Raw genomic sequence first — 20,293 nt, 5'->3', positions numbered from 1 at the left:
TATTTCATCTGTTGCACCTACGGATAGAAGATGCCAACTAACATAGTCCCTGAGGGGGTTTGTAAAGTAGTTTGTGTCAAGAGAGGAATATTACAGTGGAAACCTGCCTTCAAATTCAATAGCAAAGCGATTCAAAGCGGCTTTCCAATCTCGGATGGGCATCGTCCATTTTTTAGAGATATGGGCGATCGCCAAGTAGATGACCTTCATGGCTGATTCATCGGTGGGGAAGGAACGATGATTTCTCAAGACCTTACGCAGAGTCATGTTCATAGATTCAATGGCGTTAGTAGTGTAGATGGCTTTACGAATGTCAGGCGGGAAAGCAAAAAAGGGAATAATCCGGTTCCAGTGATTCATCCAGGATTTGCTAATGGTGGGGTATTGCTTGTCCCAACGCTCGGCAAAGTCAACTAAAGCCTGCTCTGCCTCGGTTTCAGTGGCAGCAGTGTAAATGGCTCTAAGGTCAGAGGCGACCGCTTTACGGTCTTTGTAGGAGACGTAGCTGAGGGAGTTTCGCACCATATGAACAATACAGAGCTGCACAGTCGTTTGCGGAAAGACCGTTTCAATGGCTTCTGGAAAGCCTGTCAGTCCATCGACACAGGCAATGAAGATATCTTTAACTCCCCGATTTTGCAGTTCGGTGAGCGCCGAGAGCCAGAACTTTGACGATTCATTCTGAGTCATCCATAGCCCTAGCAACTCCTTCTGGCCTGCGAGATTCACCCCTAAAGCCAGGTGAATAGCTTTGTTAATCACCCGTCCTTCATGCCGCACTTTAACCACCAGAGCATCAAAGTAAATGATGGGGTAAATCGCATCCAGGCTGCGGTTCTGCCAGAGTTTGCGTTCTTGCTCCACCGCTTCAGTCACATTGGAAATCAGGGTATGAGATACCTCTACTCCATAGAGGTCTTGCAACTGTGCCTGGATATCCCGCGTCGTCATGCCACGAGCGTACAGCGATAAAATCTTGTCGTCAAAGCCGTTGAATCGCGTCTGCCCTTTGGCAATCAACTGTGGCTCAAACGCTCCATTGCGGTCACGGGGGATACCAATCTCGGATTCACCAAACTCCTCTTTAATCATCTTTTTGCTCTGTCCATTGCGACGATTCTTGGGGCGTTCTGGCTCTGGTTCTGCCCTTTCCTCAGCTAGGTGCGTGTCCAACTCAGCACTCAAGCATCGCTCTATCAGCGCTTTAGTCAGTTGTTTGAAGATCCCACCTTCACCCATCAGATCTTCAGGATGACGATATTCTTTGAGCAGTTCGTCAATTAATTCGGGTCGAAAAGTCATGGGGTTGTGTCTCAGGTAATGAGTTCATTAGATCTTGTTTTGACCTTTGACACAAACTATTTTACATACCCAGACAGGTATCGTTTCTAATCCTATTTAGTTAATTGATTTAACTCGTTTGACAGAAGAACAAGTTTGCAAGAACAGGTACTTTTAAATCAAGGGCTCCGCAAAGACTCAGAAGACTCAGCAAATATCAGCAAACTTGCTGAAAATACTTAAGGTTGAATGACCTAGGAACAACAATGACAGCACATAAATTTGCCCTGTTCAGCGGTATTTTCTTCATTGCAATCGGCATACTTGGCTTTATTCCAGGTATTGTGACTTCTCCCACGACTCAGATCGATCCACCCTTGATTTTAGACGGTGGCTATGGCTATCTTTTTGGTCTATTTCCAGTTAATTGGCTGCATAACATTGTGCATCTCTTGGTTGGTTACTGGGGATATACAGCATCGCGTAATTATAAAAGCACCTTGTTTTACTGTCAGGGATTCACTATCCTCTACAGCCTGATTGCAGTTATGGGTATTTTACCTGTAGCAGGTACCACTTTTGGACTAATGCCAATCTTTGGCGGCAATGTTCTATTAAATTTAGTTGCTGCCGCAATCTCTGCATTCTACGGTTTCATTGCAGAACTTGAACCAGATTTGGTCGGTTTGGAAAAGTAGTGTTTTTGATATCGATCCGTTTCTTGAAAGCATCAGTTCTTGAAAACGTAGAGAAACCCGTCTACGGAAGATTCTTTTTTAAGTAACGCAACTTGTTTAAGTGACGCTGAAATCATCTTTGGCAAGGTAAGTTTCTAGAAAAGTCTGGTTTGTACCGATCTATCACTGAAATATTCAGTTCTACCGTATTAAGCTTTAGGAGTGAAATTATGAAACCAACCCAATACTTTGCGCTAACCATTGGAATTATCTATCTCATTATGGGTGTAATGGGAGGTAGCTCAACCTTCATCCAGCCTGCTGCTATTGATCTTGACAGTACGAATATGGTTGTGACTGCCTATAGCAACTTATTAGGATTGTTCCCTGTCAATTCGGCTCATAATGTTGTTCACCTACTAATAGGTATTGTGGGTATCGTGGCGTCTATTGCACTAGACAGTTCTCGACTGTATAGCGGAGCTTTGAGCATTTTCTACGGCTTGCTTGCCGTTATGGGATTAGTGCCGATCGCCAGTTCCACTTTTGGCTTAATTCCTTTATTTGGTAACGATGTTTGGCTTCACGCGGGTACTGCTGCGATCGCTGCTTACTTTGGTTTCATCGTCAAACCCGATCTATTGGAAATCTCCAAAGTACCCTCCCCATAGTTAAGTCTCTCAAAATCTTCTAACCAGAGCTATTCTTATCTCTAGTTAGAGTCTAAGACGGAAATCTGCTGCAAAATTTAGAGGTCAATCATGCAAACTACACAAAAGTCTGGCGATCAAGAGAAGTCACGTAGTCAAGAGAAAGCTCCAATTGTAGGAAAGGCTAATTCTCAACTGGCTTATTTTCTACGCTACCTTTCGTTAGCTCCTGTTTTGGCAATTCTAGCGGTGTCGATCGCCATTACAATTTGGATTCTGATTAATGCCAATATTCCCGATCGACTCTTTTATCCAGGGTAGAAACGGTTTAAATGTCCTTGCTCTAACTCAGGAGACCATAGGCGTAGAGTTTTACTCTTACGCCTATTTTTTACGGCTATTTTTCTTTGATGCAGGTTTCAATAGCGGCTCAATGCGATCGCCTTTGAGATTGTCAGTCCTGTAGGGCAAAGCGGACTTTAGTGTGGACGCAGAATAGGGAGGCGATCGGTTTGGGCACTCTAAATCTGGAAACCCAAGGAGGATTTGAGTATAGTCGATACCTGTTTAGTCCTGTGTCATATTTAGAAATTAGGGTTGGCAACTGCGTCTAGATCGGCGAAGGTGTATGAAGCGCGAGGGTGTTTTATGCAGAAGAAATACATTGTCCGATTAAGCGAAGAAGAACGATGTGAGCTACGTGAAGTGATTAAAAAACTAAAAGGCAGTAGCCAAAAGGTTAGACGTGCTCAGATCCTGGTGAAAGCAGATGTCGAAGGAGTAAACTGGACAGACGAGCGCATTGCTGAAGCATTCGGTTGTCGCACTAAAACCGTAGAAAATATTCGGCAACGATTGATTGAGAAGGGTTTTAAGGAAATCCTGAATGGGTCGCCTCGTCTGAGTCCGCCGACCCCAAAACTGCTCGATGGGGAACAGGAAGCTCGGATCATTGCCCTGCGATTGGGATCACCACCGCAAGGATACGCGAACTGGTCACTAAGGCTATTGTCACGCAAAGTTGTTGAACTGGGCATACCGATAGCATTAGTCATGAAACCATCCGACGCACACTCAAAAAATGGCATGACCAACCGCAAGATTCAGTACTGGGTGATTCCACCGACTGAAGATGGGGAGTTTGTCGCCCATATGGAAGAAGTGCTGGATATACCTTGCCCATATCGCTCTCGTTTGTGATTACGGCGGCGATAGACACAGTGCGGTTGGCCATTGATGCCAAAGCGATTCGACTCAAGCTGGCAGTTGACCCAGAGGTGGGGCAGGTTTTGGGTGACGCAGCACGGTTGCAGCAAGTGGTTTGGAATCTCTTAGCCAACGCCGCCAAGTTCACGCCGTCTGGTGGACAGATCACCGTGACGCTCACGCAAGTGGAAACCTGTGCCCAACTTCAAGTAAAAGATACGGGCAAAGGGATTCACTCTACTTTTCTGCCTTATGTCTTTGAGCATTTCCGACAGGAAGATGGAGCCACCACCCGCCAATTTGGCGGCTTAGGACTGGGACTCGCGATCGTGCGGCAGATTGTGGAAATGCATGGTGGCGGCGTGCAGGCAGAAAGCCCTGGTGAGTTTCTGGGAGCCACTTTTACGGTCAGCCTTCCCCTAGCGAAAACCGGATCAAATCAAGTTCAAACGATTCGCTCAGACCCTCCCTCTGGTGACTTAAAGGGGCTGCAAATCCTCGTTGTCGATGATGAAGCCGACATGCGAGAGATCGCCGCCTTTGTCCTAGAACAGCAAGGAGCCGTAGTCATCACTGCCGCCTCGGCACAGGAAGCACTGACAGTGCTAGATCGCTTTACTCCTGATGTATTGCTCAGTGACATTGGGATGCCAGACATGGATGGCTACATGCTGATACAGCAGGTGAGGAGCCGTGCCGCATCAGACGGTGGACAAATTCCAGCTATTGCCCTCACTGCCTACGCTGGGGAGTTTAACCAACAGCAGGCAATCGCAGCAGGCTTTCAGCAGCATCTTGCCAAGCCTATAGAACCCATTGTTTTGATCGATGCGATCGCTAACCTAAGGCATCAGTCCCAGCAGCAGGAGTTCAAGCCGTAATGGTTTTGTTACCTGGATTTATAACTACGGCTATACTGCAAGAAGGGAAAAAAGCGGTGCTCTACCGAGCCATCCGAGTTGTCGATGATTTCCCCGTGATCATGGGGTATTTGAAGCGAAGCTGTCACCAGATGCAATTAGACCTAAACCAAAGCCTGAAACGACGTAAATTCGTTAACCAATAAAGACAATTTGAGAAGCATAGCAAATTTTTCAGTACAAAAGATCTGCTCTCAAACCCTTACTCTGCAGTGTTTTCAGCTTAATTGCACTTCATAACAGCTACGCTTCAATCACCCCTCTACTGCTGCAACGATTTAGATTGAGCAAAGTGAACACATGAGGGTGAACATTGCAGCCATTGCGCCTAAAGATCTCAGCCTTCTATGATGTTTCTGCTCATCGGCTCACAGATTTGCCTCCAGCTTCCTCCAGACATTTCCTCACGAGTTTGCCCTTGCTCTTGGCTAGTGGTTGTCGTCTCTCGGCTCCTATTACTTTCGAGCATTTGAACGCTGGTTCCACCATAGGCGACTTTCACCCCATTAGTTCATGCCTTGGGCATACACATAGGTCACTGCATCGGACGATCTAAACACGCTGAGGCTGAGTTACGCTTTACCTGTCGTCGCTGAGTTCAACCCTTATCCCGCTTATGCAAAGCACAGTGAAGCAGCGCCGGAATGGTACAAATTTGCCGCACACTGACGCGGAAATGTAGACCGAGCCAATGCCCTTCGACTGCGAGCGCATTGTTGACTCCGGTCTCGGGTGGCTCATCACGATGGAGAAGTGACATGGTGAAACCAGCAAAGAACACGATTTGCCTTTGGTACGATGGCGACGCCGAGGATGCGGCGCGGTTTTACGCTAAAACCTTTCCCGATTCATCCGTTGGCGCGGTGCATCGTGCACCGGGAGACTTTCCGTCCGGGAAAAAAGGGGATGTGTTGACGGTCGAGTTTACGGTGATGGGAATTCCCTGCCTCGGGCTCAATGGTGGAGCTGCGTTCAAGCACAACGAAGCATTCTCGTTTCAAGTCGCAACCGCTGACCAGTCCGAAACCGATCGTTACTGGAACGCGATCGTCGGCAATGGCGGACAAGAGAGTGCGTGCGGGTGGTGCCAGGACAAATGGGGATTGTCCTGGCAGATTACGCCGATTGCCCTGACGGAAGCAGTGACCGATGCCGATGCCAATGCCGCCAAGCGTGCGTTCGATGCAATGATGCAGATGAAAAAGATCGACATCGCTGCCATCGAGGCGGCACGCCAGGGTTGAGGCGGCATCCTCGAAGCGTGCATTCCGGTTCTGAGCCAGCGGGTGACAGCGCTGGAGTGGAAGATTCAAGAACTTACAGCGCTGGTAGCTAAATAGATTCCCCTCATGGGTACCTTTTTAGTCGCTTTTAGGAAAAAGAAGATCTAGGGAAGTAGGTAAAGAAGTCAATCCAATTTGCTTCTACTACTCTAAGGAATCGATCATGCAAGTTTCTCATCAAGCCCCTCAAACTCAAACCCCTTGCCATAGAATGCCTGTGTTACGTCGTAACGATCAGCAAACGCAGCCAGACGAAATGGTAAAGTTTTTGCAGCGCCGATTGAACGCTTATAACTTCCCTCTTAAGATTGACGGGTTCTTTGGTGCCAAAACTGAAGCAGCCGTCATTGGGCTTCAAGAGCGAGGAAATGATCATGATCCTTCAGTAGTAGTCGATGGGATTGTTGGACCTCGAACTTGGGAAAGCCTGGCAGCTTGCGTCATTATTCGGGAAGCCAATTAGTCATCCCACTTGAACTACAAATAAATGAGGGAGTTCTTTGTCGCAAGCTGGCAGAGAACTCCTTTTCAATAAGTGGCAATTTTACTAGGGGTTGAGCCGAGATACGGATACCGTTGGCGAATCGATGAGAGAAAAATCAGCAATCGCTGAATTCCAGTCATAGCAAGAATTGTAGCATTGGGCACTTTAGGTACTGAGTTAACCTAAGAGTGAGATTTCAGAGGCTTTTATTTTTCCTCTGGTCAATTCGCCAACGGTATCTGTATCTTGGCTCAACCCTTAGTAAAATTGGCTTAGGAATCGTTACTTTACAGCGTTTTTTTAAGACAGATGGCGGATTGCATTCAAAGTTTATTTGAATAAATTTGAGAGGGTGAGCAAGCATATTGCCAAGTTTACACGCTCCCAATTTAGACTAACCCTGATAATCAATGCTTAACATATTGCAATAATTCTCTGAGTGATCTAGACTGGGTGAGTTATCCTCCGAGCTTTCTCGCCAGTGTTCCTCAAGTAGGATGATCATTGCAAGAAGCATAGTCTTTCAGATCGCATCTGCCTAGCATCTACCCTTCAAATGTTCAGTCCGGCTATCGGTGACTCATATGATAGCTTCTAGGACGATACACAGAGCTTTGCAGTCTATCGGAGCTTAGTCTTTGAGCTAGTTTTAGTCTCACCCCAAATATTTCTACATTTATTCATTGAGTAATTCAATGAGTCACTCATCCTTTGATGCGTAGAGAGCTAAGTTATTTAGTCTTTACGCAGGCTTGGGCAGAAGCGCAGGTGCATTATCTAAAGCAATTTCCATTTCTGAAAAACGATTTGCCATGTGTTTCCCAAAGAATAACTTGGGTTTAGAATTATGCTGACCCCATCATTTATTCAGTCCAGTCAACATCTAATTTCGACCTGCCAAATAGAAAGCCCTGATAAGCTTGTTAACCATCTTCAGTCCTGTGGCCAAAAACAATTTACAGGTCAGCTAGAGATCAAGCTATTAGAAATTCAGAGTGCAACGTGGCATTTCTTTTTCCGGTTGGGGCGACTGGTCTGGGCAAGCAGTGAGGTTCACTCTATTCGACGCTGGTGCCGTCAACTGACTCAGCATTGCCCAACCCTACCCGAATTTGATGTTAAAACGCCCTTGCACCACTGGAATTACGATGCTCTGGCAGAGTTAGTGCGACAACGGCAGCTCCCCCATGAGCAGATGTCCGCCATCATTCAAGGTAACGTTGTAGAAATTTTGTTTGATCTCATTCAACACTGGCATCAGCATCGACAGGCGAAAGTTCAGCTCTGTTACAAGCAGCTTGTTGGAGAAGCGATCGCCTCGGCTCCAGTACTTATCCGAGCCGAACCTGTTTGTCAACAAGTCAAACAAGCTTGGGAAACTTGGCAGCAGACCGGATTAGGCCATCTATCGCCCAACTTAGCTCCAGTCATTTGGGATACGGAAGAATTGCGGCGACAGGTCTCACTCTTGGCCTACCACAATCTCACAACTCTAGTGACAGGCGATCTCACCTTCAGAGATTTAGGCGTTAAGTTAAAGCAAAATCCGCTGTCTCTGACCCGATCGATCTTGCCCTATGTCCAGCAAGAAATAATGGGTTTTGTGACAGTAAAAGATTTGAATTATTCTGTTCGTCCTCCAATCTCCCCTTTATCTCATGCACGTTCTAGTTCTGCTTCTAAAAACAGTCCTTTAGTTGTCAATATTGACGATAGCCGATTTGACCACTTGGCAATGAATCAAATCCTCAGTCAGGCCGGATGTCGGTTTATTAACGTTCGCGATCCTGTTCAAGCTTTGCCCATTTTATTGGAGCAAAAACCCGATCTCATCTTTCTAGACTTATTGATGCCCGTGACAAATGGGTATGAAGTTTGTGCCCAAATTCGTCGTATTTCAGTTTTCAAAGACACACCTGTGATTATCGTGACTGCAAGTGATGGGATTGTCGATCGCGTACGGGCAAAGCTGGTGGGTTCTACAGGGTTTATCTCAAAACCCATTGAATCTGAGAAAGTAATGCCAATTTTGCAGCAATATTTGGCGATCGCACCGTCATCCCATTCTCAGCAGTCCAATCAAGTTTGGTCTCCCAGCTATTAGAGAGTATTTGACAAGAACCCACTGCTGCGTCGCTCCTTTTCTGGCTTGCCGCAGGCTCTAAGCTCATAATCCTGAGGGATCGCTCGATTGCGTGGACGCAGCATTGGTCAATTTTTGTTCAAGTTCCCCACAGTTGGAAGGTCGAGGGCGAGTGCAGAACTTTTGATTCTTCACTCCCTCTTAGATTTACCGCGTTCTGATGTACCTCATTCTGACCTTATGACTACTGTCCTTTTAGTTGAAGATAGCCTGACCGAAACTGAGTTACTAACCCGCTATTTAAGGCAAGCAGGTTTAACCGTCGTTAGTGTCACCAATGGTGAGGAAGCTCAGCTTAAGTTCCAGATACACAACCCTGATTTGGTTTTGCTCGATGTGATTTTACCTGGGCAAAGCGGATTTGAACTCTGCCGTAAACTCAAGACCAGTTCTAAAACCCGACATATTCCAGTCGTGATTTGCTCAACGAAGGATACCGAAGCGGACAAGCTTTGGGGTTCAATGCTGGGGGCAGATGCCTATTTACCCAAACCTGTTGATTCAAAAGAGTTAATTAATCTTGTCTTCCGGTTAACCGCAATCCACACTAGGGGGATGTAATGTCAATTTCGCTAGATAGTGCCTCAATTGCCCTGAGCTTTGACCCGCAGGCATCACCCCCTACCGCTAACCATCAGCAAATACTCCGTTTCTCTCTTGGATTGCAGGACAGCGCTTTGCTGCCGCTAGAGCAAATTACAGAGATTTTGAAGATTAATAGCGTAGAGGTCTTGCCTATTCCTGAAACGCATAGCTGCGTTTTGGGCGTTTGTAATTGGCGAGGCGAGATGCTTTGGGTGATTGATCTAGAACATCTTGTGGGCTACGCACCTTTACTGCAACAGGTGCAGTCAGAGCCACTGATTGTCATGGTGATCCATTGGAATGACCACTTGCTAGGGCTAGGAGTTCGTCAAGTGGGCGAAATTGAGCGCCATGAATTGCAAAAGCTCCAGCCTGTGATCCCAGGATTGTTTCCACCTCAGCTTCAACCTTTTGTGCTGGGGACGTTGCTCGAATGCAGCGGTGCTGTCTTAGATATCGCGGCGATCGCACAGTGCCCTTTATGGCAAAGTCAGCGATAAAGCCAGCAATAGAGCCATCTGTAAAACTAATGGTAAAGCTAGTGGCAAAACCACCCAGGCTACAGCTCACAGCATTTTTCAATCTCAACGCCTCACCCCTATTACGGTTGATCAAAAGAGCTATGCCAAGCCCTAACCCCCAAACTCCGTTGAATGCTGCAAATGATTTTTTATCTCCTCAAGAGGCACAGCAGCAGCACCCAAAAGATGATCTCAATAAAGCCAAATCCATCCTCACTTCAGTAAAAACTGTCACCGATAAAGATTATCTAACTATGCAGAAACTTAATCAAGTCAGAGCACTAGGTTCTCAAGTTCAGAACAGCTCATCGGTGAAGTTTAGCAACGGTAGCGCGATTCCAGCAGTACTCAAAGGCAGTACAAACTGGCAATGGCTCCTCAAATTTTCTCAGCAGCTACACCAGGCTGAAACCATCGAAACGCTTTTGCAGATGACGGTAACAGAAGTGCGTCAAGGGCTGCAAATCGATCGCGTTTTAATTTATCAGTTTCAGACTGAAGATCAGGGGTTGGTGCTGGCTGAATCTATGGCCAGCGGCTATACACCCAGCCTAGGCGAATCTCTGCCTGCGATCGCTTTTGGGGCTGAGCAGCGACAAAGCTATCAGCAGCAGGTTGTAGCCGTAGAAAACACGCCTGAGCAGTCGTTTAGTCCCTATCAGACTCAGCTATTGGATAAGTATCAGATTCAGACCAGCCTCAGCATCCCAATTTTATTGGGTCAGGTGTGGGGCTTGCTCGTTGTGCAGCATTGCTCTCAATCTCGGCAATGGTTGGAAAACGAAGTGACTTTGCTGTATCAGATTACGACCGAGCTGCGGCTACAGCTTCAGTCATTGCAATTTAACCATGAACGACAAGCGCTAACCCGCGTTAATGATGCCATTTATCAAACGCTAGATCATTCCCCTTTTATCCAAGAGGCTTGCCAGATTGCAATAGAAGAAGTGCAGCAGCTCTTGAATGTGGAACGAGTCGCCATCTACAAGTTTCGCCCAGACTACTTTGGCGATTTCCTTTATGAATCTACAGCAGCAGAATTTCCGCGTCTAGTAGGTAGCGCTTGGGAAGATACTTACCTTAAAGAACACAAAGGCGGCAGGTTCCAGAACAACGGCTCTTGGGTCGTAGATGATATTTATCAATCTGCATTGAGCGATTGCCATGTGGCAGCCCTGAAAAATTTTGGGATTAGATCTTGTGCGGTGGTTGCCATCAAACAGGGCGAAACGCTCTGGGGGCTGTTGAGTGCGTTTCAGCACAGCGGGTCTCGGCGCTGGAGAGAGAGTGATGTTAACCTCTTGAGCAGTATAGGTCGCCAATTAGGAGCAGCGCTGCAAGGGGTTAATCATGTCAGCCAACTTCAAGAGCAATCGACTCAGATGTCTAGAGCGGCACAAGTGAGTCATACCGTTGCTGAGATTATTCCTAAGATCTTTCAATCTCAAGACTCAGAGGGTATCTTTCGCGTTATCCCACAAGCTGTGAGATCGCTGCTCAAATGCGATCGCACCGCTATCTACCGTTTAGACGCTAATGGCAGCAGCACCCTTGTGGCAGAGTCGATATCTAAGGGGCTAGAGTCTTTGACCAGCCTTGATCTCAGCCTGCTTTATCCTAAGACAGATTTGCAGCCTATTTTAGGTAGCCCCCAGCACCGTCCGACAGCCTGGACAGTAAATAACATTTATGCCACAGGTCAAACCTCCGAAGAAATTGAACAATTAGAGGAATTTGACATCAAAGCGTATGGAATAATCCCCATCTTTCAAGAAGACGCGCTCTGGGGTTTTCTAGGGGTTTATCAAAGCCATGCCCGCTCATGGAGCGAGTTTGAAGTCACGGCTCTATCGCAAATCTGTGGTCAGTTCAGTGCAGCCATGCGGCAGGTTAGCTACCTAGAGCAAGTCCAGCAGCAGTCAAAACAGCTCGCTCAAGCGGCTGAACGCGATCGCTCCATAGCTAAAATTGTCGAACGGATTCGGCAATCGCTAGATTTACAGCAAATCTTTAAAACTACCGCGCGGGAAATTCGCAATCTTTTGAGCGTTGACCGAGTTGCCATCTACAGATTTAAACCTGAATCGAACTTTAACCGAGGGGCGATTGTTGCTGAAGATATCAAGCCTGGATATATTTCAATTCAATCGGTTGAAGTTGATGATGAATGCTTTGGCGAACGCCATGCAGCCTCCTACAAGAAAGGACGCATCTTTGCGGTTGCAGATATCCACGAGGCAGAGCTAACCAATTGCTACGTTGAGATGCTCACCCAGTTTCAAGTTCGAGGGAATCTCGTGGTTCCTCTCTTCCGAGGCGAGCATCTGTGGGGGCTGTTCTGCATCCATCAATGTAGTGGGCCACGAAACTGGCAAGAAACAGAGATTGAGTTTGCAAAACAGATTGCCCTTCAGCTCGATACGGCAATTCAGCAGGGAGAATATATCGAGCAGTTGCGACAAGCCTCAGCGCAAACGTCGAACCTGGCTCAGATGGAGAAAGCAGCAAAAGAAAAATTGCAGCAAGAAGTCATCCAGATCTTGATGGCGGTACGGCCTGCTTTAGATGGCGACCTCACGGTGCGCGCACCGATTACCGATGACGAGGTAGGGACGATCGCAGATGCCTATAATAATACGCTGAGTCACTTGCAGCAAATTGTGACAGAGATGCAGCATTCCTCTCACCGGATTGCGCTTACCTCTCAAACCAGCGAGGTGGCGATCGCCAGTTTGGCAGCTCAAGCTCAACAGCAGTTTTACGCCCTTGACCAAGCTCAAGAGCGGGTCGAAACAATGGTGCATTCTAGTGAGGCTGTGGGTTCTAGCGCCCAAATGGTAGAGATGACAGCTCAACGAACCAATCAAGTGGTTTTGGCTGGAGATGCCGCAATGGATCGCGCAGTAGAAGGCATTCTTGATGTCCGAGAGACCGTTACAGAGACAGGTAAACGACTGAAGCGGTTAAGCGAATCTTCCCAGAAAATTTCTAAAGTTGTGAATCTGATTAGCAATTTTACGACTCAAACTCAACTCCTAGCGCTGAATGCTTCGATTGAAGCAACCCGAGCCGGAGAATATGGGCGGGGATTCTCGGTCGTTGCCGATGAGGTACGATCGCTGGCGCGGCAGTCTGCCAATGCGGCCACTGAAATCGAACAGTTGGTGCAGGATATTCAGATCAGTACAGCCGAAGTTTCCACAGCTCTAGAGACAGGGATTCAGCAAGTTGCAGCTGGAACAGATCTCGTGACTAAAGCCCGAGAAAATCTCAATGAAATCGTCGATACGACGGGACAAATTAGCCAGTTGGTTGCTAACATCACGCAGGCCGCTCAAGAACAAACCCAGCAGTGTCAGTCTGTGAAGCAAACCATGTCTGAAGTCGCAGAGATTGCCAATAAAACGACTGAGGATTCAGCTTCAATTTCAGCATCGTTTAAAGAACTGCTGATTATGGCAAAGACCTTACAAACCCACAGCAGCCTATTCAAGGTTGACTAAACCCTCTTGCAACTACTCCCTAACCTCAACTATGACGCTTGATCCAACCATCCGTGAGCAAACCTACCCTTACTTTCTGCAAGAAGTTCCTGAGCTGCTCCAGGCTTTAGAACAAGGGTTGCTTGGCCTTCGAGAAACCTGCACCTTAAATCAGGTCAACACGCTGATGCGAGCAACCCATACTCTAAAGGGTGCCGCAGCCAGCGTCGGGTTAGAGACCATCACGATCATTGCTCACTCTTTAGAAGACATCTTTAAGGCGTTTTGTAGACCGGACATCTCAATCAATCCAGACATTCAGGCATTGCTATTTGAAGGATTTGAATGTTTACGTCTGCCGCTAACCGCCGAACTCACAGGAGGATCAATTAATGATGCTGAAATACTCGACAGAGCTGCCGCTGTTTTTGCCCAGTTGCAGGAAGAACTTGGAGACTGTTTTGGTCAAGAAGCCTATATTCCAACATCAGCCGAGTTAGGATTTGACGTAACTCAGTCTATTTTTGAAGTGGGCGTAACCCAGCGATTAGATCAGCTTGCTGCCCTGATTGTCGATGCCCCCCTCGAAGAGATCGCAACCACGCTGCAAACTCAGGCTGGAATTTTTCTAGGCTTAGCAGAATCGCTAAATCTACCTGGGTTTGGAGCCATTGCTCAAGCAGCGATCGCCGCCCTTGAGCAACATCCTGGTCAGGTGCGATCTCTAGCAGAGATCGCACTAGCAGACTTTGAGGCTGGCAAAGCTGCGGTACTAGCAGGCGATCGCACTCAGGGAGGTTATCCCTCTAAAGCGTTGCAGCTTCTCGCTAGCTCCCCTGACGCTATTCAGGAAACCATCCCTGAAGAGCCTGAACAACCAGAAGCCCAAGGTCTGTTTCTAGAGAGTATTTGGGGAGATACGGCTAATGCTGCTGTTAATGCCGCTGACTTGGCGCTTGATGCCGAGCTAGTGCTGTATCCAACTTCTGAGCGTCTAGGAGAAGATCGCCCAGAGGAATCTATCCCAGAGGCACTTCCAGACCACATCTTGCAATCTTCAGCACCGCAGCCCGCTGCTTCAGTCTCCAATGTTTCCAGAGAAGCGCCTTCACCGCTGCCCACGGTACGGGTTAACGTGGAGCATTTAGAGCGTTTGAGTTACTCAATGGGGGAATTGCTTACCCACCAAAACTACCAGTTCTTGCAAACGGAACAGCTTCAGGCGTCGGTTCAAAATCTCCTCACTCGTCTTCAGCAGCATCAGCAGCTTCTGAGTCAATTTCAGGATCAGTTCAATCGGCAAATGCAGCGATCGCAGCCCGCTGGAAAAGACCGCAAAACCGACAGTCAGGCAAGCAAGAAAAAACGGGGCGCTCCCCAAAAGACGCTAGGCTTTACAGTGCAGCAGCCGTATGAATCTGCTCTGACTGTTCAACCGCTTCTAGATAGCACCGTACAGCTAGCAGAAGCCGTTGATGCCATTGACCTATTTACGCATCAGGCCAACCAAACCCTAGAAACTCAGCAGCGAACCTTAAAAACAGCACGAGATGCCCTCATCGAAGCTCGGATGCTGCCTGTAGGTCAGATCTTTGGCCGATTTTCTCAAGTTTTGCACCAGTTAGGCACTCGGCATAACAAACAGGTTGCTTTGATGTTGCAGGGAAGTGAAATTTTAGTCGATAAGGTCGTTGCTGAGAAACTCTATGATCCACTCCTGCATTTAGTCCGCAATGCTTTTGATCATGGGATTGAAGCTGTTACGGCTCGGCAGCAAAGAAATAAACCAGAGCAGGGACAGATTGAGATCTGCGCCTATCACCAGGGAAGATACCTCATGATTGAAGTCCGTGATGATGGAGAAGGGCTAGATTTTGAACTGATCCGACAACGAGCCGCAGAACGTCAACTTGTCCCACCTCATCAAGTCAGGCAGCTGACTCAGGCTCAGTTAACCAACCTCTTGTTTGAACCCGGATTTTCTACTGCTGCTCAAGTCAATAACCTCTCTGGACGCGGCGTAGGTTTAGACATTGTGCGTAACCAACTGCAAGGGCTACAAGGTTCAGTTATCGTTCATTCTCGACTCCATCAAGGGACAACCTTTACATTGCAAATTCCTCTAAGGCTAGCGATCGCAAAACTGTTTGTTTGTCAGGCGGGCAACAAAACTCATGCCTTGTTTGCCGATGCGATCGAACAAATTCTCATTCCTCAAGCTGATCAAATTCAGCATCAATATGGCGTTACCGTTCTGCGCTGGGGTAAAGAAGGCAATGAACAACAGATTCCTGTTTATACCCTGTCAGATTTGCTGACTTATAGCTCAACGCTGCATCTGCCACTGCTAAAATCTTCCTTAGACTCAAAGCAGAAAGCTAGTCATGTGATTTTATTGCGCTACCAGGGCGCGCTAATCGGGTTAGAGGTAGATCAGATTGTTGGAGAGCAAGAGTTGGTCATTCGTCCGCTAGCAGCCGTGATCGGTTCACCCCACTATGTGTATGGGGCTAGTACTTTAGCGAGCGACCAGCTTACGCTTGTGATTGATCCGATTGCGCTGATCCAGCACTTGCTGGATCAGCGAGTTCTAGATCAGCAACACAGGGGGCAACAGCGGAGCCTTGCCCTTCCCCTTCAGCTATCATCCCCTTCTCAACTTCAGCTAGCAGCTAGCATTCCTCCCGCCAATGTAGGTTTTGAGGCGAATTCAAACCCAAGGATTTTAACCGTAGAAGACTCTATCACCGTTCGCCAAGGTCTACTGCTGACGCTTCAAAGAGCGGGCTATCAGGTATTTCAGGCTAAAGACGGACAAGAAGCGATCGAGAGTTTGCACGATCAGCTCAATGTCCATCTCATCATTTGCGATTTAGATATGCCGCGTGTCAATGGATTTGAGTTTCTGAGGCACTGTCAACGCATTCCCGAATTGGCCGAGATTCCGGTGATTATCTTGACCTCTCGCAGTGACGAAAAGCATCGTTTGCTAGCTGCACAGTTGGGGGCGATCGCTTACATGACAAAACCCTATTTGGAATACAAGCTGCTGCAACTCGTAGAAGAAGTGCTTGAGCGTCGGGTAGTCCTCAATAGGTCGTGATCGCAGGGGCAGGTTTATCAAGGTATTACTTGATGTTCAAGTTTTTAAGTTACGGCCCGACTGTGAATGAGCAAAAAATGTGGCGCAATTCGTAAATTGATGGCGCAATCGGTCAACGCGGCTCTAAGTGAACGTTCCAGCTTCTAACCGCTTGGGATGAGCTGTGTCTAAGCGGTAGTGGCTAGAACTGGGCTAAAAGCTTAAGGCACTTGTGTATTCTGGCTTCGCAAAACTGCGCCACTCATTCGCAAATTGTGCCAAATCTTTTACTCATTCACACCTTTACATCGCCGCTACCTAGGACAAAGAAGCCAGAGTTGCCGGCTATCTCGAAGCACAACTGGCAGCACAGACCCAAAGAGAGCGATGTTTACCTATCGCTCCCTTTATTTTACTTCAACGAGCAATCACGAACCGCTATGCTTTCTATTCCTCTAGAGATTTGGCGGCTTTCTTAAAAGCGCGTCCTAGGGTGTGAAGCTTAGTCTTGTAGCCGCGGTCAGCATTATTTGCCGATTCGTCAACCTGCTCACCCAGATGAGTCAGCAATTCGGCAAGATCGTCTGCCTTGGCTTTGCCACTAGAGAGCGATTTAGTAAGCTTCTTGAGACTGCTGCCAATTTCCTTGAGTTCGGACTCTTTAGACTTGCTCAGCGTCTCTTGCCACTCTTCAATCATTTCGGTAGCTTGCTCTAGGTCGATCGCAGTCAGATCGCCTTCTTCAAAAGCATCTAGCAGCGCATCTAGATCTTCTGAATCATCGTCCTCAACCTCGGCAACCGCTTTAGAAGACTTAGATTCTGTAGACTCCGTATCGTCAGACTTAGTGCTGGTCTTGCCGCCTTTGCTAGCTGCTGCCTTGTGCTTATCTTCATCCATCGATGCAAAACCTTGCTTGCCCTTAATCTCTTCCTTGCTTGCCATTAGATTAACCCTGTAGTGTGTGAACAGATGTACAAGGGTTAGCTTACAAAGCTGGATGGCTAGATCACTCCCTCGCAGGGGCAAACCTGCGATCGCTCCCGTGTCCCTCCTGTGAGATAGACAAGATCAGGCTTCATGCCGATCTTTATCAAGCCTCTTTCAGATTGGATGGGGTGGGGGCTAGGCCCCCACCCCATCCAATCTGAAAATCCTAATTTGCAGGAGGTCTAGTGATTAGAGTAGTTGCGATGGACGCAACTACTCTGATGGAGTCTGTCATAACGTCGAATCTATTGCACGTAGAGCTCTTCAGTGCAACAGGAGTAATGCTTGAGGCGAATGGCACCCGCACCTGATTTAGCAACTTTTTGGAAGGTGGCTGCATAAGAAATGAGCAGATGTACCGTGTGTCTAATAGTACGTCTGCTCATTTCCGTAGGGAATCTGAAAATATGCGGAAAAATTCAGGCTATCTAGCTTGAGCAGCATATCATACGGAAATAATTTCTTTAAACAGTAAATTTGGGTTCTTATGCCGAATTGTTCTGTATATTTACCTGCTGCGGAATCTTAGACAGAAACTTTTAGTCCCTTAATAGTTTGGCGACGGAGGCGTAGCGGGATAATGGGCGATGGCAAAGAGATGTGGCTGAGTACGCGGGGTGTCCGCCGCGCCGGCGATCCCGAATGGGAGGGCTACATCCAGTTCGTCGGGCTCCCGCACCTCCGGGAGGTTCGCACCATCGACTCATGGTGCAACTCCTGCGTCGATGGTAACTACCCAGTCTCCACGCTCGACGAGTTGTGGGAATTGCTGGGGATGGACTTGCTGACGGTTCCGGTACCCGGTCGCGAATACTACCTCCTGTTCACTGACGCGTTTGGCCCCAGCGGGTCGGTCCGGCACCCGCGGCTCAAGCTGCTGGGGTATGACCTGTCCGATGAAACGTGGACCTCGTCCCTGCTGAACTGCGGTCGATAGCAAGGGGTGCTAGAGCCGATCGCCCGGCGAACCGGCGCGAACGGGTTACTCTCGCTAAAGGACGCTCAACTCGCTCAGGCCCTCCTCCCGGAAGCATGGGCGGGCGACCCGCACGGTTTCGTCACCGTCTGGGCGTTGTTCGAGGTGGCACTGGGCGAGACCGCAGACGCCGAACCAGGCGCTGCACCTGACCCATCGGGCATGTAGCTCTTTCGTGGGTTGTAGCTCACCGCGCCTCTCGGGCAAGTGAGCTGGGTCGTTAAGCCGCAGTGCGCAGCCTGGAAACGTACGGTAGGTTTTGATATGCTTGAACAGTATGAAATCACCAAAGGAAGTTGTACAGGGTTGGGTAGCGGCATATAACGCTTGTGACCCGCACGCGCTCATCGAGCTTTATCACGATGACGCCGAAAATCATCAAGTCGCTTTTGGCGCTCCGCTTCATGGGCGCGAGGATTTGTTGGAGAGCTTTATCGCGTTCTTCACTGCTTTTCCAGACAACTATACGCACCCGCTAAACATATTTGAGGATGGTGAATGGGCTATTGTCGAGTGGAAAGGAGGCGGCACGTTTTTAGGTCAACTGGGCGATAACGCGCCAAACAGCAAGAGGTTTACACTGCAAGGCTGTGGTTTCTTTCATGTCATCAACGGAAAAATCAAGTTCCTGCGTGGCTACATTGACAAACACACATGGCTCTCACAACTTGGAATACCTGTCGTGTAAGTTGTCAACTGCTGCCTAACAAGCAAGTTGCAGCGGAATGAAAATTTCTAGTGTTTCCCTCAATGTTGATTGCATCCGCTGAACTCAATTGTTATGCAGCCTCGTTTGGTGAAGTTGTCAGCAATTGAAAACGTACTCATCGTTGTTCAAAATGACGATTGTAAGGAATTGATGTATCGCTGCACGAGGTATTGTTATTGATCCCCTGAGAACTGCTCAGGGCAAATGACAGTGTTAGCTCCCTTTGTGAGTCCGTCGCTTCTACACCGTTCGCGAAGCGTGCCAAAGGCTTAGGGTGGGCCTACGCCAGGGTTCTTGACGAAGAACAGCACGAGACCGGCAAGCACAGGGTTAGAACACCACCATCTGTCCGATTTGCTGGAACTTCTGGCAGCTCAAACGCATCACTTCCCCTGATCCATAGAAATTAACTGTGATGCGTCGACCTACAGTGTTCCTCTCACAATTTTTACTCAGTTTATGGATTGTGTTAGTCGCAGCATTTCTATGGTTGCTCGTTCCCAATGCCCCCGATGTACCGAACAACGCCCCCTTTGCCGGGGTATCCATTCATACTGAACAGAATGTGCCGACTTACTTGCCCAATCGGAGCTTTCAATGTACTGAGACGGAGCAGGAATTTCAATGCCAGACTGACATTCAAGATCGGTTGTTGACTCTCAACATGACTAAAGGGCAGGGGTATCCATATGACTTAAGCAATTGTCGAGCGTCCTACGGCGGGCAAGCTGTTGGTTGTCAGGAGACGGGACAAACTTACGCGCCTGCCCTTGCAAAACTGTACAAAATTACGAATCTAAACTTGAGCCTGCAACAGATTCAGGCAGTTCGACAAACCTATTGGGGCCTCAATACTCTAATGCAGTGGGGCGAACTGCGACTGATATGGATCAGCGTAGGACTCTCCCTAACCGCAGGGATGAATGCAGTCGTTTTTGCCTGGCTTTACCCTGGGATTTGGAGCAAGGGGTTTGTTAGCTTTGCCTGTGGATTTGGAGTGTATCAGTTAGCTGAAGGATCTCTCGGCCGTGTGCCCTTTGATGTAATTACCCCCTATGGGCTAACGCCAAATGACTGGTTTTGGGTTGTTCGGGGAGTCGCGATCGCCGCTGGTATTGCCACAATGATGGTTACAGCCCTCTTGCTATGGCATCGAGTAGGTCACTTCAGCCGGGTTTTAATTAGCTTGATTGCAGGTGCCGGAATCTTTAGTCTCGCCTGGTGGTCATTCAGCTGGAATGTTGGCTATGTATGACGCGACAATTAGATAGGCGTAAATAGAAGGCAGACGACAACTATCTAGT

Annotated in this window: 17 protein-coding genes and 1 pseudogene; 15 read left to right on the top strand and 3 right to left on the bottom strand. The window is 48.0% G+C overall.

All coding sequences use genetic code 11. From position 1 onward, the window contains the following. Window positions 1-90: 90 nt before the first annotated feature. Window positions 91-1,302 (bottom strand): IS256 family transposase, encoded by a 1,212-nt coding sequence (locus AC5JMP_RS23640; RefSeq protein ID WP_495853959.1) that lies wholly within the window; start codon window positions 1,300-1,302, stop codon window positions 91-93. Window positions 1,303-1,547: 245 nt separating this feature from the next. Here AC5JMP_RS23640 and AC5JMP_RS23635 point away from each other — a divergent pair, with 245 nt between their 5' ends. From AC5JMP_RS23635 to AC5JMP_RS23615, 5 genes and pseudogenes are all read left to right on the top strand, one after another. After that, window positions 1,548-1,979, top strand: a complete 432-nt coding sequence (locus AC5JMP_RS23635; RefSeq protein WP_495853958.1) for a DUF4383 domain-containing protein — start codon at window positions 1,548-1,550, stop codon at window positions 1,977-1,979. A gap of 209 nt (window positions 1,980-2,188) precedes the next feature. Beyond that, window positions 2,189-2,629, top strand: coding sequence for a DUF4383 domain-containing protein (locus AC5JMP_RS23630; protein WP_495853957.1), 441 nt, complete (start codon window positions 2,189-2,191; stop codon window positions 2,627-2,629). A 90-nt stretch (window positions 2,630-2,719) separates the two neighbouring features. Then, complete coding sequence (locus AC5JMP_RS23625; RefSeq protein ID WP_495853956.1) at window positions 2,720-2,929, top strand: hypothetical protein; 210 nt, start codon at window positions 2,720-2,722, stop codon at window positions 2,927-2,929. A gap of 327 nt (window positions 2,930-3,256) precedes the next feature. Next, window positions 3,257-3,808 (top strand): transposase, encoded by a 552-nt coding sequence (locus AC5JMP_RS23620; protein ID WP_495853955.1) that lies wholly within the window; start codon window positions 3,257-3,259, stop codon window positions 3,806-3,808. Then, window positions 3,787-4,695, top strand: a pseudogene (locus AC5JMP_RS23615) (ATP-binding response regulator); the annotation flags it as partial. The gene AC5JMP_RS23620 and the pseudogene AC5JMP_RS23615, both read left to right, overlap by 22 nt. 637 nt (window positions 4,696-5,332) lie before the next feature. On the opposite strand, the gene AC5JMP_RS23610 reads toward AC5JMP_RS23615, so the two are convergent. Beyond that, window positions 5,333-5,494, bottom strand: a complete 162-nt coding sequence (locus tag AC5JMP_RS23610) for a hypothetical protein (protein WP_495853954.1) — start codon at window positions 5,492-5,494, stop codon at window positions 5,333-5,335. Between AC5JMP_RS23610 and AC5JMP_RS23605 the strand changes: the two genes are divergently transcribed. From AC5JMP_RS23605 to AC5JMP_RS23575, 7 genes are all read left to right on the top strand, one after another. Further along, window positions 5,493-5,978, top strand: coding sequence for a VOC family protein (locus tag AC5JMP_RS23605; protein ID WP_495853953.1), 486 nt, complete (start codon window positions 5,493-5,495; stop codon window positions 5,976-5,978). The two genes, AC5JMP_RS23610 and AC5JMP_RS23605, sit on opposite strands and share 2 nt — an antisense overlap. Window positions 5,979-6,180: 202 nt before the next feature. Next, window positions 6,181-6,480 carry a peptidoglycan-binding domain-containing protein gene (locus AC5JMP_RS23600; RefSeq protein ID WP_495853952.1) on the top strand — a complete coding sequence of 100 codons (300 nt, stop codon included), beginning with the start codon at window positions 6,181-6,183 and terminating at the stop codon, window positions 6,478-6,480. A gap of 868 nt (window positions 6,481-7,348) precedes the next feature. Next, entirely contained in the window at window positions 7,349-8,605 is a 1,257-nt protein-coding gene (locus AC5JMP_RS23595; protein WP_495853951.1) for a response regulator, read from the top strand. Between the two features lie 219 nt (window positions 8,606-8,824). After that, complete coding sequence (locus tag AC5JMP_RS23590; protein ID WP_495853950.1) at window positions 8,825-9,205, top strand: response regulator transcription factor; 381 nt, start codon at window positions 8,825-8,827, stop codon at window positions 9,203-9,205. After that, window positions 9,205-9,729: a chemotaxis protein CheW gene (locus AC5JMP_RS23585; protein ID WP_495853949.1), complete on the top strand. Its 525-nt coding sequence runs from the start codon at window positions 9,205-9,207 to the stop codon at window positions 9,727-9,729. Before AC5JMP_RS23590 ends, AC5JMP_RS23585 begins: the two co-directional genes overlap by 1 nt. Before the next feature lie 122 nt (window positions 9,730-9,851). Continuing rightward, window positions 9,852-13,253: a GAF domain-containing protein gene (locus AC5JMP_RS23580; RefSeq protein ID WP_495853948.1), complete on the top strand. Its 3,402-nt coding sequence runs from the start codon at window positions 9,852-9,854 to the stop codon at window positions 13,251-13,253. Between the two features lie 31 nt (window positions 13,254-13,284). Further along, window positions 13,285-16,335: a hybrid sensor histidine kinase/response regulator gene (locus tag AC5JMP_RS23575; RefSeq protein ID WP_495853947.1), complete on the top strand. Its 3,051-nt coding sequence runs from the start codon at window positions 13,285-13,287 to the stop codon at window positions 16,333-16,335. 426 nt (window positions 16,336-16,761) lie between these two features. Here AC5JMP_RS23575 and AC5JMP_RS23570 read toward each other — a convergent pair whose 3' ends face one another. Then, window positions 16,762-17,259, bottom strand: a complete 498-nt coding sequence (locus AC5JMP_RS23570) for a KGG domain-containing protein (protein ID WP_495853946.1) — start codon at window positions 17,257-17,259, stop codon at window positions 16,762-16,764. A 625-nt stretch (window positions 17,260-17,884) separates the two neighbouring features. On the opposite strand from AC5JMP_RS23570, the gene AC5JMP_RS23565 reads away from it, so the two are divergent. From AC5JMP_RS23565 to AC5JMP_RS23555, 3 genes are all read left to right on the top strand, one after another. Beyond that, window positions 17,885-18,241: a hypothetical protein gene (locus AC5JMP_RS23565; RefSeq protein WP_495853945.1), complete on the top strand. Its 357-nt coding sequence runs from the start codon at window positions 17,885-17,887 to the stop codon at window positions 18,239-18,241. 316 nt (window positions 18,242-18,557) lie between these two features. Next, window positions 18,558-18,968: an ester cyclase gene (locus tag AC5JMP_RS23560; RefSeq protein ID WP_495853944.1), complete on the top strand. Its 411-nt coding sequence runs from the start codon at window positions 18,558-18,560 to the stop codon at window positions 18,966-18,968. 436 nt (window positions 18,969-19,404) lie between these two features. Further along, entirely contained in the window at window positions 19,405-20,244 is an 840-nt protein-coding gene (locus AC5JMP_RS23555) for a hypothetical protein (protein WP_495853943.1), read from the top strand. Window positions 20,245-20,293: the final 49 nt, after the last annotated feature.

The sequence above is a fragment of the Drouetiella sp. genome (genome assembly GCF_059504425.1).
The sequence above is the reverse complement of the archived record's forward strand: the minus strand, read 5'-3'. Positions and strand labels throughout refer to the sequence as shown.

What these genes read in the sequence shown, in the direction of transcription:
- AC5JMP_RS23640 (WP_495853959.1), bottom strand. Translation starts at nt 1,302, where the DNA reads ATGACTTTTCGACCCGAATTAATTGACGAACTGCTCAAAGAATATCGT.
- AC5JMP_RS23635 (WP_495853958.1), top strand. Translation starts at nt 1,548, where the DNA reads ATGACAGCACATAAATTTGCCCTGTTCAGCGGTATTTTCTTCATTGCA.
- AC5JMP_RS23630 (WP_495853957.1), top strand. Translation starts at nt 2,189, where the DNA reads ATGAAACCAACCCAATACTTTGCGCTAACCATTGGAATTATCTATCTC.
- AC5JMP_RS23625 (WP_495853956.1), top strand. Translation starts at nt 2,720, where the DNA reads ATGCAAACTACACAAAAGTCTGGCGATCAAGAGAAGTCACGTAGTCAA.
- AC5JMP_RS23620 (WP_495853955.1), top strand. Translation starts at nt 3,257, where the DNA reads ATGCAGAAGAAATACATTGTCCGATTAAGCGAAGAAGAACGATGTGAG.
- AC5JMP_RS23605 (WP_495853953.1), top strand. Translation starts at nt 5,493, where the DNA reads ATGGTGAAACCAGCAAAGAACACGATTTGCCTTTGGTACGATGGCGAC.
- AC5JMP_RS23610 (WP_495853954.1), bottom strand. Translation starts at nt 5,494, where the DNA reads ATGTCACTTCTCCATCGTGATGAGCCACCCGAGACCGGAGTCAACAAT.
- AC5JMP_RS23600 (WP_495853952.1), top strand. Translation starts at nt 6,181, where the DNA reads ATGCAAGTTTCTCATCAAGCCCCTCAAACTCAAACCCCTTGCCATAGA.
- AC5JMP_RS23595 (WP_495853951.1), top strand. Translation starts at nt 7,349, where the DNA reads ATGCTGACCCCATCATTTATTCAGTCCAGTCAACATCTAATTTCGACC.
- AC5JMP_RS23590 (WP_495853950.1), top strand. Translation starts at nt 8,825, where the DNA reads ATGACTACTGTCCTTTTAGTTGAAGATAGCCTGACCGAAACTGAGTTA.
- AC5JMP_RS23585 (WP_495853949.1), top strand. Translation starts at nt 9,205, where the DNA reads ATGTCAATTTCGCTAGATAGTGCCTCAATTGCCCTGAGCTTTGACCCG.
- AC5JMP_RS23580 (WP_495853948.1), top strand. Translation starts at nt 9,852, where the DNA reads ATGCCAAGCCCTAACCCCCAAACTCCGTTGAATGCTGCAAATGATTTT.
- AC5JMP_RS23575 (WP_495853947.1), top strand. Translation starts at nt 13,285, where the DNA reads ATGACGCTTGATCCAACCATCCGTGAGCAAACCTACCCTTACTTTCTG.
- AC5JMP_RS23570 (WP_495853946.1), bottom strand. Translation starts at nt 17,259, where the DNA reads ATGGCAAGCAAGGAAGAGATTAAGGGCAAGCAAGGTTTTGCATCGATG.
- AC5JMP_RS23565 (WP_495853945.1), top strand. Translation starts at nt 17,885, where the DNA reads ATGGGCGATGGCAAAGAGATGTGGCTGAGTACGCGGGGTGTCCGCCGC.
- AC5JMP_RS23560 (WP_495853944.1), top strand. Translation starts at nt 18,558, where the DNA reads ATGAAATCACCAAAGGAAGTTGTACAGGGTTGGGTAGCGGCATATAAC.
- AC5JMP_RS23555 (WP_495853943.1), top strand. Translation starts at nt 19,405, where the DNA reads ATGCGTCGACCTACAGTGTTCCTCTCACAATTTTTACTCAGTTTATGG.